Genomic DNA, 13,261 nt, shown 5'->3' with positions numbered 1-13,261 from the left:
ATGATCGTGCGCGACCTGAACGAAGCGAAAAACACCGAACGCCATGTCCACTCGGAAGGGTGGGACAGTGTGCGTCTTCTCCTGAAGTCGGATGAGATGGGTTTTTCCTTCCACATCACCACCATCCACGCCGGCGCCGAACTGCACATGCATTACAAGAACCATCTTGAATGCGTCTATTGCGTCGACGGTACGGGCTCCATCGAGGATTGCGCCACTGGCGAGGTCCACAAGATCAGGCCCGGCGTCATGTATGCGCTCGACAAGCACGACAAGCACATTCTGCGCGCCGACGCAGAAAAGCCGATGATCATGGCATGCACCTTCAACCCGCCGGTAAGCGGCAAGGAAGTGCACCAGGCCGACGGCTCATATGCGCTGGAGGATGCATAACCTTCCTGAAGCCTGGCACCCTCCAACATCGGGGTGCCGGGCTCATGCATCCGCCGGCGAAAACCCTGAAAGAAAAGGAGAACGACCATGACAGCGATGTCGAAGGAACGTGACCGAAGACGTCAGGATCCCTACCCCAGCAGGCTGCCCGAAGAACACTGGCTGCCCCGCCAGGACCGGACCGTATGGAGCCAGTGGCGCCCCGATGCGCCCCTGACAGCACAGCAGGCCGACCAGTTTGACCGTGAGGGCTTCCTGATCCTCAAAGACATTTTCACGGCTGAAGAGGTCGAGGCGCTGAAGGCCGAATCCGCCGCCATGCGCAATGGCGAGCGTGACCTGATGGATGGCAGCGTGATCACCGAGCCCGGCTCGGATGAGGTGCGCACCATCTTCAAACTGCCCGAGCAGAGCTCCCTCTTCAACCGTCTGGCCAGCGACCGCCGCGTTGCCGGCGTCGCCCGTTTCCTTCTCGGTGACGAGGTCTACATCCACCAGTCGCGGCTGAACTACAAGCCGGGCTTTACCGGCAAGGAATTCTACTGGCACTCGGATTTCGAGACCTGGCACGCCGAGGACGGCATGCCGCGCATGCGCGCTGTCTCCGCCTCGTTGCTTCTGACCGACAATGATGCGATGAACGGCCCTCTCATGCTGATGCCGGGCTCGCACAAGCAGTTCATCGCCTGTGCGGGTGAAACACCCGATGAGAACCACAAATCCTCGCTGAAGAAGCAGGAGGTGGGTGTGCCCTCGCACGAGGCGCTGACCAAACTCGCGAGCGAGCACGGCATCACCGCCGCCACCGGCAAGGCAGGCACGCTGGTGCTGTTCGACTGCAACACGATCCACGGCTCCAACGGCAATATCACGCCGTTTCCGCGCTCCAACGCCTTCTTCGTGTTCAACGCCGTATCAAACCGGCTTGAAGAGCCCTATGGCGCGAAAAAAGCCCGCCCCGATTTTCTCGCAGAGCGCGGCGAACCCACCCCCGTCGAAATCAAGACCGGGAAACTGGCATAAGCCAAAACCGAACTGGACATCATGACTGACCGACAAGAAAGCGGTGCGGCCGAGAAGGGTCGCACCAACCAGCAACAACGAGGCATCCACACCGTCGAGAAGATCGGCGGCACGTCGATGAGCCGCGCGCGCGAGCTGCTCGACACGATCCTGATCGGAAAACGCAAGGGCGATGCACTCTACAACCGCGTCTTCGTCGTCTCCGCCTTCGGCGGCATCACGGACAGGCTGCTGGAACACAAAAAGTCAGGCGAACCCGGTGTCTATGCATTGTTCGCCCATGCCGACAACGAACATGGGTGGATGGAGGCGCTGAGCGCTGTGAGCCGCGCCATGCACGCGATCAATGAAGAGATGTTTGACGAGGCCGCTGACCGCCACGCCGCCGACGATTTCGTGCGTGAACGCATCGAGGGCGCGCGCGGCTGCCTGATCGACCTGCAACGCCTGTGCTCCTACGGGCATTTCCAGCTCGGCGAGCACATGCAGACGATCCGTGAGCTCCTCTCGGCGCTGGGTGAAGCGCATTCGGCCAACAATCTGGCCCTGCTTCTGCGTCGCTCGGGCGTCAACGCCCGCTTCATCGACCTTACCGGCTGGCGCGATGAAACGCAGCCGAGCCTCAACGAACGCATCGAACAGGCGTTTGCCGAGATCAACCTCTCACGCGAGCTGCCCATCGTCACCGGCTACTCGCAATGCCGCGAAGGGCTGATGCGCGAATTCGACCGCGGCTACTCCGAAGTGACCTTCGCCACCATCGCGGCGCTGACCGGCGCGCGCGAAGCGATCATTCACAAGGAATTCCACCTTTCGAGCGCCGATCCGCGCCTTGTGGGACCGGAGAATGTGCGCAAGATCGGCCGCACGAATTACGATGTCGCCGACCAGCTTTCCAACATGGGCATGGAGGCGATCCACCCGAAGGCGGCAAAGAAGCTGCGCCAGGCCGGCGTGCCGCTGCGCGTTGCCAATGCCTTCGAGCCGGAGGATCCCGGCACGCTGATCGATGCCGAACCCGCCGATGGTGTCGGTGTCGAGATGGTCACCGGCCTGCCCGTGACCTCGCTCGAACTCTTCGAGCAGGATATGGTCGGCGTGAAGGGTTATGATGCGGCGATTCTTGAATCGCTCACACGCCATAAAGTGCGCATCGTCTCGAAAAGCTCCAACGCCAACTCGATCGTCCACCATCTGGAGTCGACGCTGAAATCCGTGCGTCGCGTGGAACGCGATCTCGCGGAACGTTATCCCGCCGCGCGCATCACGGCGCGTCGCGCCGGCATGGTGTCTGTGATCGGGCGCGACCTGACCGGGCTCGGCGTGATGCTGGAAGGCCTGAAGGCCCTCGACGAAGCAGGCGTGGAACCGCTCGCCTCCCAGGAGACGGGCCGCGGCGTCGACGTACAGTTTCTTGTCCGCAGTGAAGACCTGGAAAAAGCCGTCAAGGCACTGCACCGGGCCTTCATTGAAGAGGGGGAGGAGACGTTGAAGGAAGCGGCCTGAGTGTCGTTTCCTTCAGCGTGACCCTAGAGCACTTCCGCTTTTCGTTGAATCGCGAAAGCGCTCCAACTTATTGTTTTTCGCAATTCCGGACGGAAAACCGGTTCCCACTTTTCCTGGAATTGCTCTAGCGCGCCAGAACGTCGGCCCATTCCGGATGGCGCCGAAACTGGGCGGCTGCGAAGGGGCACAGCGGCCTGATCTTGATGCCATTGGCGCGCGCGTCTTCCACGGCGCGCGTGACCAGCGCGAGGCCGACACCTTGACCACGAAAGGCGTCCGGCACATCCGTGTGGTCAATGATGATCTGACTGGTGCCGACCTTGGAGAAAGTCATCTCGGCCTCGTGGCCGTCGGCGCGATAGAGATACCGCCCCTTGCTGTCAGTGTCTTCGACAACGATGGATTCGCTCACGCTCATTTTCACTCTCCCTCAAGAAACGGCAGCAGAAAACGCCCCACCGCCACGGTTTCGTTCGGGCGGATTTCGTGCCCGCCCTCATGCCATTCGATCTCGGTCTCTGCACCGGCACCCTCGAGATAATCCGTGAGCCGTGTGGTGAGCCGTTCCGGGCAAATTGGATCCTTCCGCCCTGCCGTGACCAGAAACCGCGTCCGCACTGCACCCTCGCCCCAGACCGGCGCGAACGGGATCAGCGGGTGCATCAGCACCGCGGCATCAAAGAGCTGCGGCGCGGAAAAGGCCACGGAAGCAAGAATGTTGGCTCCGTTTGAATAGCCGAGGCCAAGAACCGCACCCGGTCTCTCCCGCTCCACATGAGCGGCGATGAAATCGCGCATACGGCCGGTCGCCCGCGCCAGATCGTCCATATCGTAGACGCCCTCGCCGGTGCGCCGGAAGAAGCGCGCCGCGCCCTGTTCGCTGACATCGCCACGCGGTGAAACAAGGCCGGCTCCGGGCGCCAGCTCCGCACCCAGCTGCAGGAGCTGGCGCTCGTCGCCGCCTGTTCCATGGAAGAGGAACAGGAGCGGCTTTCCCGGCCCCGCCGAGGCCAGGTGATAGACGTAGTTGTCGGTCGCCATGTGCTAGCCTCCGATTTTCGGCAATGACGCCTCGAGCCGCTCGCGCAGATGCGCATGCTGGCTGGGCAGTTTCAGGGCCTCGCCCAGATGCGCCATGTCTTCATCATTGGCGAAACCCGGCTCGTTGGTGGCGATCTCGAAGAGGACACCCCCGGGGGCACGGAAATAGATGGAGTGGAAATAATCCCGGTCAATCACCGGCGTGATCTGAAAGCCTTCCGCGACCAGTGCGTCACGCACGGCGAGTTGCGCGGCATCATCGGCAACGGCAAAGGCAATGTGATGGACAGAGCCGGCACCCTGCCGCGCCACGGGCGCATCCGGGCGGGTTTCAAGGTCGATCAGGTCAGCACCATTGCCGCCGTCTCTCTTCATGCGTAGTATGCCGTTCTCTTCGGCAAGCGGCTCGTAACCCATCAGCGAAAGAAGCGCCTCGGTGCCGCGACGGTCGCGCAGCACCAGCGAAGCGGAATGAAAGCCGCGGATTGCCACGTCGACGGCAATCCCCGCGCCATTCCACGGTTCCCGCGCGTCGCCCTTCATCTCGTTCAAGGCGAAGCCGTCGCCATTCACACCGTCGAAAAGCAGGCGCGCTTCGCCGAAGCGGGTCTCGCGCGCCAGACCGGTCACACCGTGTTCCTCAAGACGCTTCTCCCAGAAATCGAGGCTGCCTTCGGGAACGGCATAAACGGTCGTTCCCACCTCGTCCGCCCCGCGCCTGCCGGCAACGATGTTGGGAAACGGAAAGTAGGTCATGACCGTGCCGGGCCGGCCCGTGCCGTTGGCATAATAGAGATGGTAAACTTCCGGCGCGTCGAAATTGACGGTTTTCTTCACGCGGCGCAGGCCGAGCGTATCGGTGATGAAACGGTCCGTCGCCTGCGCATCCCGCGCCATGGAGGTGATGTGGTGAATGCCTTCAATCTGGGTAAGCATGGCAATTCCTTTCCGCGCCTGGCCATTCTTCATGCACAGGCCAGCTGGCTCCAAGATGGCAACGAAAATGCGTCAATGAAAGCAGCAACGATCAAACGCATTGTCAATGCGAGAGAAACAAAGGGCTCCGCGCATCGCACGGAGCCCTTCGTTTCAATACGGTACGCGCAGATTACTGAACCTGCATCCGCATTTCGTCGCGACGCTCACCATAGCTCGCCTCGTCGTAGGCTGGCTGCTGCTCCAGCTCTTCCTGCGTGAACTCGGTGTAGAGATAGAGCGAGCCGTTGCCGTCGGTCATGAAGGCGAGATTGTCCATGCCGATGGCCACTTCCTTCTCGCCAATGCCGAGGAAACCACCGACATCGACGATGATGGCATCGACCTCGCCGTCCTGCGAGATGATGACGTCACCGATCTCACCGATATTCTCCTCATTGGCACCATAGACCGTGGTGCCCGTGAGCTGCTCGGTGCGTATTTCGTTCGCCGGCATCTCCTGCAGGCTTGAGCGGTCGATGGCGGACGTCATCGTGTCATCGGTCGCCGGGCGCTCTGCATCCGCCGTCTGACCGGCGGGCGCCGTGGAAGCATCCGTCTCCGGAGCGGGCGCCGCCGCCATACCATCAGTATCCGCGGCTTCGTTGCCGCCCATCGTGTCGGTGGCAGGCGCCATCGCGGTCTCTTCCGCGTTCTCGTCAGCCTTGACCGGCGCGTTGGCCAGATCGTCCCTGGAAGCAGGCTTCGCTTCCGATACCTCTGCATCGGCCGGCATCGGGCGATAGGCAGAGCGGTCGAACTCTTCCTGGGCCTTGAGCGCATCGGCCGTGGTCTCTACGACGAGCCAGCGGTCGCCATCCTGCTCGGCCCATTCGACCAGATCGTACTCAAGTGCAACTTCCTTCTGACCGATGCCGAGGAAGCCGCCGACACCAACGACAATGGCGCTTACCTCACCTTCTTCATCAAGGACGAGGTCGTTGACTTCGCCGATGTTCTCGGCGTCTTCGCCTGTGCCGTTATAGACGGTCTTGCCGATCAGATCGGTGGCCAGGTGGCCGTCAGCGCGCACCACCATTTCAGTGGGCTGCTCGGTGGGTGCAGCAGCCGGTGCGCCAGTTCCAGAAGTGGTCGACGTCTGTGCGACCGCGCCGGTCGCGACAAGCGTTGCAATAGCGGTGGTCGCCAAAAGGTTGCGGAACATGATAAGCTCTCCGTGTGCAGTGTTTCTGTACAGGCCACGCACCGAACCGAACCTGCCAGGGAGGATTGGTGTGTGGCCGTTTGCATCCTTAGAACGCGCCGCCCCGATTCTTGTTCCGCCATTTTCTTCTCGCGCCGGCAGACTTCTTTTTGGAACCTTCCTTCGGCTCCCCCTTAAAGACCAACTGCAGCGAAACCTTCAGGAAGCCCGCAATGCATGTTCTGGCCGTTCTCAACCGCAATGGAGGAACGCTCCGAAACCTCGACACGAGTGCGCTCGCCGACAAGATGAAAAACATCTTCGAAACGGAAGGGCATTCTCTCGAGATCAGGCTCTGTGCGGGGGATGAGCTCGTGCCGACGATGGAAGAGGCAGCCCGCGACGAGAAAGCCGATGTTTTGCTGGCGGGTGGCGGCGACGGCACCATTTCGCTGGCTGCCGGTCTGCTTGCTCATTCCGACAAGGCCCTTGCCATTCTGCCCGCCGGCACGATGAACCTGTTCGCGCGCAGCCTTGCCATCCCGCAGGACCTGCACGCGGCCATGAGCGCGCTCGCCCGTGGCGCAGTGCGGGAGGTGGACATAGCCGAGGCCGACGGAACCTTTTACGTGCACCAGATGTCGATCGGCATGCACCCGCAGCTGATCCGGTTGCGCGAGCGCATGGAGTTCCGCTCCCGGCTCGGCAAGATCTTCGCCTCGGTGCGCGCAGCCCTCGTCACGATGATCAGGCCGCCCAGGCTGGAGCTGGAATTGGAGTTGCCCGACACAAGGCTGCTCGCCACCACATCGAACCTGGCGGTGACAAACAATCTCTATGGCGAAGGCCAGCGCCTGCCGTTCGCCGATCGGCCCGATGGTGGCCAGCTCGGCATCTACATCACCCACGCGCGGACACGCGGCGAGATGCTTCTCTTCTTCCTCAATATGGGGATCGGGCGCTGGCGGAAGAACGAACAGGTGGAAATTCATCAGGCCGCCGAGGTGACGGTGCGCGTCCGTTCCAGACGGCGCCGGTTCAAATGCGCCATCGACGGTGAACTCCGACCGCTGCCAAAGGAAACCCGGATCGTCCTTCACCCGAAGGCGCTGCGTGTGCTCACACCGCAAAGCGACGACCGGACGTCATAAGAAAAACCCGGCCGGGACGAACCGACCGGGGTTTTCGTGGAAGCGGATCATGCATCAATCGGCAATGATCGCGCGCAGCATCCAAAGCGCCTTTTCGTGGAAGGTCAGCCGGTCTGTGAGCATGTCGGCTGTGACAAGGTCGCCCTTTTCATCTGCCTTTGTGCCGATCTCGCGCATCTTGCGCACGGCTTCCTCGTGATCGTCGACCAGATCCTGAACCATCTCCAGCGCCGAACGGCCGGAGGCACGAAGCTCGATCGATGTGTCGACGCCCTTGCCGCTGAGGATGGGCGCGTGATGACCCAGCGCCCGCACGCGTTCGGCAATGATGTCGGTCGCCTCGAACAGCGTGTTGTACTGCTCCTCGGTCAACACATGGATCGAGTGGAACAGCGGACCGACCACGTTCCAGTGGTAGATATGCGTCTTGATCAGGAGACGATAGGTATCGACGAGTATCTCCGAAAGACCGGCCGAAATCTCCTTTCGGTCCGCTTGGGAAAGACCAATGTTCATTTTCTCCGCATGGGTTTTCGGCTTGAGAACTTCAGCGGCATCGCTCATGGGTTTCTCCTTGGATTAACATGTTTTGGGAAGTTATCGGGCGGATCAGCCGGTCGGATCGTCCTGGGCAGCAGGAAGTTCTATGGCCTGCTGATCGTCGAGCATCAGGCCGTAGACTTCGACACCCCACCAGACCACCGCAGCCAGCAAGAGGCCGCACACCAGCACCATCAGTACGGGAAAGCCTCGACGCCCCTGGCGGGCTTCCTCCGGCGTTGTCTTTCTCTCGGTTTCAGGCATGGTCACCGCTCCTGTTGTTTCCCTGGTTCAATGCCGAGGTCAGGAGAGAGTTCCAAGAAAATGCAGGAAGGAACCTGCAGCACCCGGTCACTCGTCGTCGGGGTCGCGACCGGCATTTTCCCGATAGATCGCATAACCAAGGACGGCCAGAACCGGCAGTGCGATGGTGCCAAGCCGCCCGGTACGCGAAAGAAGGGAGGGTAGCAGCGTCAGGGCTGCGGTACCGGCCAACACGCCTGCATCCGATACCCGACGGCGCCGGGCACGGCGCGCCTGGATCCGGCTCCAGACCTTCAGGCTGACGAGAACGACCATCGCCATCGCCATGAATGCGATGCCGAAGCCAAGTGCCGCTTCAATCACACCCCAGTGCCGGGATGCTGCAATGAAGCCGGCGAGCACCAGAAAGCCAAAGCCGAACAGGCCGAGAAACGCGGCCAGCGCATAGAGCGCCGTTGCGACCCGCATGCGCCTGACGACGCCTGAAACCTCTCCGGCCGCCAGTGAAGCCAACAGCCTTGCCATCATGGCGAAGGCCTAGCGGCGCGTTGCAAGGGCGATGAGAAACCCGGCCCCCACGGCGAGCGCCAGCGAGGTGAATGGGCGCTCACGCACCGTGCGGGCCAGCTCCTGTTCCAGCTCCTGCGTGCTGTCCTTGACACTGTTCAGGGCGGCTTCGCCCTGCCCGCGCAGATGCTCGATGCGCTCGCTCGCCGCCTTGCGTGCCGCCTCTCCGGACTGGCCACCCATGTCTTTCAGATGATTGACGAGCTGCGCCATATCGGCGCGCAGCTGCTGGATGTCCTTTTCAAGGTCGCCTGTCGTGATCTCGCTGCTTTTCTGGGCCCGGGCGGATTTCGCAGTCGTCGTTGCCATGTGCAATCTCCCATGCTTCGCTCACAATGTTTCGCTCACAGCCCAACGCAAAACACTCCGTGAAGTTCCCGACCCCAAGGAACCATTTGCCCGTCATCGCGCTTTTCCATGAAAAGGCCACCGGAAAAACTGCATGGATCACGCATCACGGAACCGCCCGGGCAAAAGCTCGCATATCATGACGCTCGACATGGCGCTGACCTATGGCGCGCAGGCTTCGATTCTGTTTCTGGGTCTGCTTGCCCTCATTGTCGCGCTGCACTATGGGCGCTTCCTCCTCGCGCCCATGTCGCTCGCGGTCTTCATCGGCCTGATGCTTGGCCCCATCGCCACGCGCCTGGAACGGATCGGCGTCTGGCCGGCCGTCTCGGCGGTCGTCGTGGTGCTGATCTTCATCGCGCTTGTGGGCGGCTTTCTGACCGCCATCGCGGCCCCGCTGACAGCCTGGGCCGACCGCCTGCCCCAGATATGGAACGAACTGCAGTTGCAGCTTTCCAGTCTCAGACAGCCCCTCAACACGATCAAGGACCTTCAGGAGCAGATTCGCTCTGTCACCGGGGGCTCAAGCGTGACGGTAGCGGTGAAGGAAGACACCACCGTGGAGAATGTGGCAGTGCTCGCCCCCTCGCTGCTCGCGCAATTGCTGATCTTCTTCGCCAGTCTCTATTTCTTCGTGGCCACCCGGCATGAAACGCGGGCGGCCATTCTGCGCCTCTGTTTCAATCGTCGTCTGCGCTGGCGCGTTGCCCACATCTTCCGCGACGTCGAGAACGCGGTCTCGGACTACCTGCTGTCGATCACGATCATCAATATTGGGCTTGGGATCGCCGTCAGCATCGCCCTCTGGCTGCTCGGCGTCCCCTCTCCCGCCCTCTGGGGAGCCATGGCGACACTGTTGAACTTCGTGATCTATATCGGTCCGGCGGTGATGGCCTGCGTTCTGCTGGCCGTAGGCCTTGGCACTTTCGACACTCTGACGGCGAGTTTCCTGCCGCCGCTGACCTATCTGGGATTAAACGCGATCGAGGCGCAGTTCGTCACGCCAACCGTTATCGGCCGGCGGATGACGCTCAACCCCTTCATCGTTTTTCTGGCAATCGCATTCTGGCTCTGGATGTGGGGACCCATCGGCGGGTTCATTGCGATCCCTGCATTGCTGACGCTTTACGCAGTCGCCGGCAACATCATCCCGGGCATAGAACCTCCAGCGCCCACCAGACCGCGCTCAAGGGCACGGCCGGTCGTGCCGCATGCGCCTATAGAAAAGGCCGCTTCCCCGCTCGCTCGGCCGTCCAGCCCGCCAATTCGGCCAAGGCCTCCGGATTGAGAATTCGGCAACCGCCGTCTTCCCATTTCAGGTGACCGCGCTCCATGAGGCGGGCGATGGTCTTGTTGGTGTGAACGACCGATATGCCGAGCGTATCGGCCACATGCTGCTGCGTGATGGAAAGCGTACCGTTCTTTGTCAGGCCGCTTTGCCGGCTACGCTCGAGGATGAACACCAGCAGATAGGCGACTTTTTCCAGCGCGGTGCGCCGCCCCACCGTCAGCAGATTGTCGTCCAGCATGCATTCTTCGCGCGACGCGATCCAGGTGATGTCGTAGGCGAGCTCGGGAAACTTCCGATAGAGCGAAAACAGCTCTGCCTTCTCGAACACGCACAGGACCATCTGAGAGAGCGCCTCGACGGAATGTTTCATCTCGCCAAGCAGGCTGCCCTGCAGACCGACCAGATCCCCGGGCATTACGTAATTCACGATCTGCCGGCGGCCGTCCTCAAGAAGTTTGTAGCGAAAGCCCCATCCGGAAAGAACGGTGTAAAGATGCGGATTGTGCGCCCCCTCGACCAGGACGGTTGCGCCCTTCTTGACCGCGAGATCGCCTTTTTTGAAACGACCGACGAAATCGAGTTCGTCGGCTTCAAAATCACGAAAAATATTGCGCTTTCGCAGAGGACATTTTTCACACGGTAAACTGTTGTGAGTGAGTTCTTGTTCTTTTGTCACGGGTTGCCTCAATCCGCTGATAAAGTGGAACGCCATCTGGGACTGTCCGGTTCCGTCAGGGGTATGTCTTTTTTTAATGACAAGTCAGTCAACTAATGAGAGTTCAAAAGGAATGGATTCTCTGGCTTCGGAAGGATGCCCGCTTGAAGAAAACCCTGGACGGCGCACGCGTTCTTCTTGTCGAAGACGAGACCATGATTGCCATGAATATAGAGGCACTCTGCAAGGAACACGGCGCCGAGGATGTGCTGACCATCGCCTCATTCAACGCGCTTGGGCCTGATATTCTCGAAGCGGGCCGCATCTCGACCGCGATTCTCGACATCAAGATTTCAGACAACTGGACGGACGAATTCGCCCGCCTTCTGCAAAGCCGGCGCATACCCTTTATCTTTGCAACGGGCTATGCCGCCAACCATCAGGTCTTCGAGACCTTCAACGGCGTCGCGATTGTCGAAAAACCCTACAAGGACAGCGATCTTATCGAAGCGCTCGCGCAGGCGATCGGCTCTTCGCCTGCCGGGGCCGGACAGCAATCCGATTAAGCGGTGAAGACCGAATTGGTGATCTGGGTGGAGATGGCATCCGGCCCAAAATCATTCTCACCGGATATAGCCAGAATTTCCTGCAACCGCGTCCGGGCGCGGCTGACACGGCTCTTGATCGTGCCGACGGCGCAGCCGCAGATCTCGGCGGCTTCCTCATAGGAGAAACCTGACGCGCCGATCAAAATGATCGCCTCGCGCTGATCTTCTGGCAACTGCTCGAGCGCACGGCGGAAGTCCTTGAGGTCGACCGACCCCTCCTGGGGCGGATGAACGGAGAGACGGGCCGTGATGGCACCATCGCTGTCCTCGACCTCGCGTTTGCGCTTGCGCATCTGAGAATAAAACTCGTTCCGCAGGATGGTGAAGAGCCATGCCTTCAGATTTGTGCCCGGCTGATAGCTTGCCTGCTTGTCCCACGCCTTGACGAGCGCCTCCTGAACCAGGTCATCCGCCCGGTCGGCATTCTTCGAAAGCGAAACCGCGAACGCGCGCAGACTGGGCACGGCAGCCAGAAGATCGTCACGAAAGCCCGGATACACACTCATAGATATCAATCCTCGTTTCCGGCGGTACCAGCACTGCTCTTCTGCTCGAGCTGATTGAGCAGGTCGCTGAACCGATCCGGAATGTCTTCCGCAATCAAATCGTCGTAATATTGCCTGAGCTTGCGCCCGATCTCGGAGTTTGCGCCGAGAGGATCATCGTCCTTGCCACGCCTATCCAGGCCGCTTCGGGTGTTGGGTTTGCCGTAATTCATGCCCTGTCTTCATCCATGAGGTCTTGTCTCCCACTGGCCCGGACATATGCGATTGCCCCGCGCCATCACTGTCTCGTGTCTTGCCAAACGCCGCCGTTCGGAAATCGTTCCGTCCCCGCGGAACATTTTCGCGGAACGGGCGTTTCACACATCATAAATGTACATTGTTCCCATTGCCACGTTACGAGGGAGACCTGAAATCCATGACCCTGTCAGCGCGTATCGCTCCGCACCTTCCCTATCTGCGGCGCTTTTCAAGAGCGGTATCCGGTTCTCAATCGAGCGGTGACGCCCTGGTGGCCGCGGTGCTTGAAGCGCTTATTGCCGACACGAGCATCTTTCCCGAAGCGTCGACCGACAGGATCGCGCTCTTCAGGCTGTTCACATCGCTGTTCGAAACGCTTGATGTGCCAGTGCCCGACACCGCCCCTGCCTCTGCCTGGGAACAGCGCGCCTCGAGCAATCTGTCATCCCTCGCGCCACGTCCACGCCAGGCTTTCCTTCTGGTGGCGGTCGAGAACTTTCGGCCGGAGGAGGCAGCGGAGATTCTTGAGACCGATCTCAACGGTATCAACGCAATGCTGCACGAGGCCAGCGAGGAGATCTCCCGCCAGGTGGCAACCGATATCCTGATCATCGAGGATGAGCCTCTGATTGCCATGGATATCGAGGAGATGGTCGAAAGCCTCGGTCATCGGGTTGTCGGCAACGCCCGCACGCACAAGCAGGCCGTAGAGATGTTCGCGAAGACACAGCCGAAAATGGTGCTTGCCGACATCCAGCTTGCGGATGGAAGCTCGGGCCTCGATGCCGTGAACGAAATTCTCGAAGCGGCGACCGTTCCCGTCATCTTCATCACGGCTTTCCCGGAGAGATTGCTGACCGGTGAACGCCCGGAGCCGACTTTCCTGGTCACCAAGCCGTTCAGTCCCGAAATGGTCAAGGCGCTGATCAGCCAGGCGCTGTTCTTCGATCACCAGGCACGCGCCGCTGCCTGATTGAGTGCTGGCTTCGCCGCTTCCGAAGGGCCGCCCCTC

At 60.8% G+C, this 13,261-nt stretch carries 18 protein-coding genes; 7 read left to right on the top strand and 11 right to left on the bottom strand.

Translation table 11 applies throughout. The features are described from left to right. The 3 genes from AC07E3_RS03990 (at position 1) to AC07E3_RS03980 (ending at position 2,922) form a co-directional block, all read left to right on the top strand. Positions 1-393 (top strand): ectoine synthase, encoded by a 393-nt coding sequence (locus AC07E3_RS03990; protein WP_065817039.1) that lies wholly within the window; start codon positions 1-3, stop codon positions 391-393. A gap of 87 nt (positions 394-480) precedes the next feature. Then, complete coding sequence (gene thpD / locus AC07E3_RS03985) at positions 481-1,416, top strand: ectoine hydroxylase (RefSeq protein WP_478360363.1); 936 nt, start codon at positions 481-483, stop codon at positions 1,414-1,416. Positions 1,417-1,437: 21 nt separating this feature from the next. Beyond that, positions 1,438-2,922 carry an aspartate kinase gene (locus AC07E3_RS03980; protein ID WP_478360362.1) on the top strand — a complete coding sequence of 495 codons (1,485 nt, stop codon included), beginning with the start codon at positions 1,438-1,440 and terminating at the stop codon, positions 2,920-2,922. A gap of 124 nt (positions 2,923-3,046) precedes the next feature. Here AC07E3_RS03980 and AC07E3_RS03975 read toward each other — a convergent pair whose 3' ends face one another. From AC07E3_RS03975 to AC07E3_RS03960, 4 genes are all read right to left on the bottom strand, one after another. After that, positions 3,047-3,340 carry a GNAT family N-acetyltransferase gene (locus tag AC07E3_RS03975; RefSeq protein ID WP_478360361.1) on the bottom strand — a complete coding sequence of 98 codons (294 nt, stop codon included), beginning with the start codon at positions 3,338-3,340 and terminating at the stop codon, positions 3,047-3,049. Between the two features lie 2 nt (positions 3,341-3,342). After that, the gene (locus tag AC07E3_RS03970) at positions 3,343-3,963 is read right to left on the bottom strand and encodes an alpha/beta hydrolase (RefSeq protein WP_478360360.1); all 621 of its coding nucleotides are present in this window, start codon (positions 3,961-3,963) and stop codon (positions 3,343-3,345) included. A gap of 3 nt (positions 3,964-3,966) precedes the next feature. Then, positions 3,967-4,899 carry a ring-cleaving dioxygenase gene (locus AC07E3_RS03965; protein WP_478360359.1) on the bottom strand — a complete coding sequence of 311 codons (933 nt, stop codon included), beginning with the start codon at positions 4,897-4,899 and terminating at the stop codon, positions 3,967-3,969. 172 nt (positions 4,900-5,071) lie between these two features. Beyond that, the gene (locus AC07E3_RS03960) at positions 5,072-6,103 is read right to left on the bottom strand and encodes a PRC-barrel domain-containing protein (protein ID WP_478360358.1); all 1,032 of its coding nucleotides are present in this window, start codon (positions 6,101-6,103) and stop codon (positions 5,072-5,074) included. 212 nt (positions 6,104-6,315) lie between these two features. On the opposite strand from AC07E3_RS03960, the gene AC07E3_RS03955 reads away from it, so the two are divergent. Then, entirely contained in the window at positions 6,316-7,233 is a 918-nt protein-coding gene (locus AC07E3_RS03955; protein WP_478360357.1) for a diacylglycerol/lipid kinase family protein, read from the top strand. 54 nt (positions 7,234-7,287) lie between these two features. Here AC07E3_RS03955 and AC07E3_RS03950 read toward each other — a convergent pair whose 3' ends face one another. The 4 genes from AC07E3_RS03950 to AC07E3_RS03935 form a co-directional block, all read right to left on the bottom strand. Further along, positions 7,288-7,797 carry a Dps family protein gene (locus AC07E3_RS03950; protein WP_336070071.1) on the bottom strand — a complete coding sequence of 170 codons (510 nt, stop codon included), beginning with the start codon at positions 7,795-7,797 and terminating at the stop codon, positions 7,288-7,290. 45 nt (positions 7,798-7,842) lie between these two features. After that, positions 7,843-8,037, bottom strand: a complete 195-nt coding sequence (locus AC07E3_RS03945) for a hypothetical protein (protein ID WP_007010243.1) — start codon at positions 8,035-8,037, stop codon at positions 7,843-7,845. 87 nt (positions 8,038-8,124) lie between these two features. Next, a complete protein-coding gene (locus AC07E3_RS03940) occupies positions 8,125-8,550 on the bottom strand; it encodes a hypothetical protein (protein ID WP_244423529.1) in 426 nt (141 codons plus the stop codon). A gap of 24 nt (positions 8,551-8,574) precedes the next feature. Next, positions 8,575-8,913 carry an ElaB/YgaM/YqjD family protein gene (locus AC07E3_RS03935; protein WP_065817031.1) on the bottom strand — a complete coding sequence of 113 codons (339 nt, stop codon included), beginning with the start codon at positions 8,911-8,913 and terminating at the stop codon, positions 8,575-8,577. Between the two features lie 133 nt (positions 8,914-9,046). Here AC07E3_RS03935 and AC07E3_RS03930 point away from each other — a divergent pair, with 133 nt between their 5' ends. Then, positions 9,047-10,240, top strand: coding sequence for an AI-2E family transporter (locus tag AC07E3_RS03930; protein WP_478360356.1), 1,194 nt, complete (start codon positions 9,047-9,049; stop codon positions 10,238-10,240). Here AC07E3_RS03930 and AC07E3_RS03925 read toward each other — a convergent pair. After that, positions 10,170-10,919, bottom strand: a complete 750-nt coding sequence (locus tag AC07E3_RS03925) for a Crp/Fnr family transcriptional regulator (RefSeq protein ID WP_065817029.1) — start codon at positions 10,917-10,919, stop codon at positions 10,170-10,172. The genes AC07E3_RS03930 and AC07E3_RS03925 overlap by 71 nt on opposite strands. A 143-nt stretch (positions 10,920-11,062) precedes the next feature. Between AC07E3_RS03925 and AC07E3_RS03920 the strand changes: the two genes are divergently transcribed. Beyond that, positions 11,063-11,464: a response regulator gene (locus AC07E3_RS03920; protein WP_336070068.1), complete on the top strand. Its 402-nt coding sequence runs from the start codon at positions 11,063-11,065 to the stop codon at positions 11,462-11,464. On the opposite strand, the gene AC07E3_RS03915 is transcribed toward AC07E3_RS03920, so the two are convergent. Beyond that, positions 11,461-12,012 carry a sigma-70 family RNA polymerase sigma factor gene (locus tag AC07E3_RS03915; protein WP_336070067.1) on the bottom strand — a complete coding sequence of 184 codons (552 nt, stop codon included), beginning with the start codon at positions 12,010-12,012 and terminating at the stop codon, positions 11,461-11,463. The two genes, AC07E3_RS03920 and AC07E3_RS03915, sit on opposite strands and share 4 nt — an antisense overlap. A gap of 5 nt (positions 12,013-12,017) precedes the next feature. After that, positions 12,018-12,224 (bottom strand): NepR family anti-sigma factor, encoded by a 207-nt coding sequence (locus AC07E3_RS03910; protein ID WP_065817027.1) that lies wholly within the window; start codon positions 12,222-12,224, stop codon positions 12,018-12,020. 203 nt (positions 12,225-12,427) lie between these two features. Here AC07E3_RS03910 and AC07E3_RS03905 point away from each other — a divergent pair, with 203 nt between their 5' ends. Then, on the top strand, positions 12,428-13,222 hold the full coding sequence (locus AC07E3_RS03905; protein ID WP_223005837.1) for a response regulator: 795 nt from the start codon (positions 12,428-12,430) through the stop codon (positions 13,220-13,222). Positions 13,223-13,261: the final 39 nt, after the last annotated feature.

The organism is Nitratireductor lacus, assembly GCF_056431025.1.
Note: the sequence above shows the minus strand (reverse complement) of the source record. Positions and strands in the feature narration are given on the sequence as shown.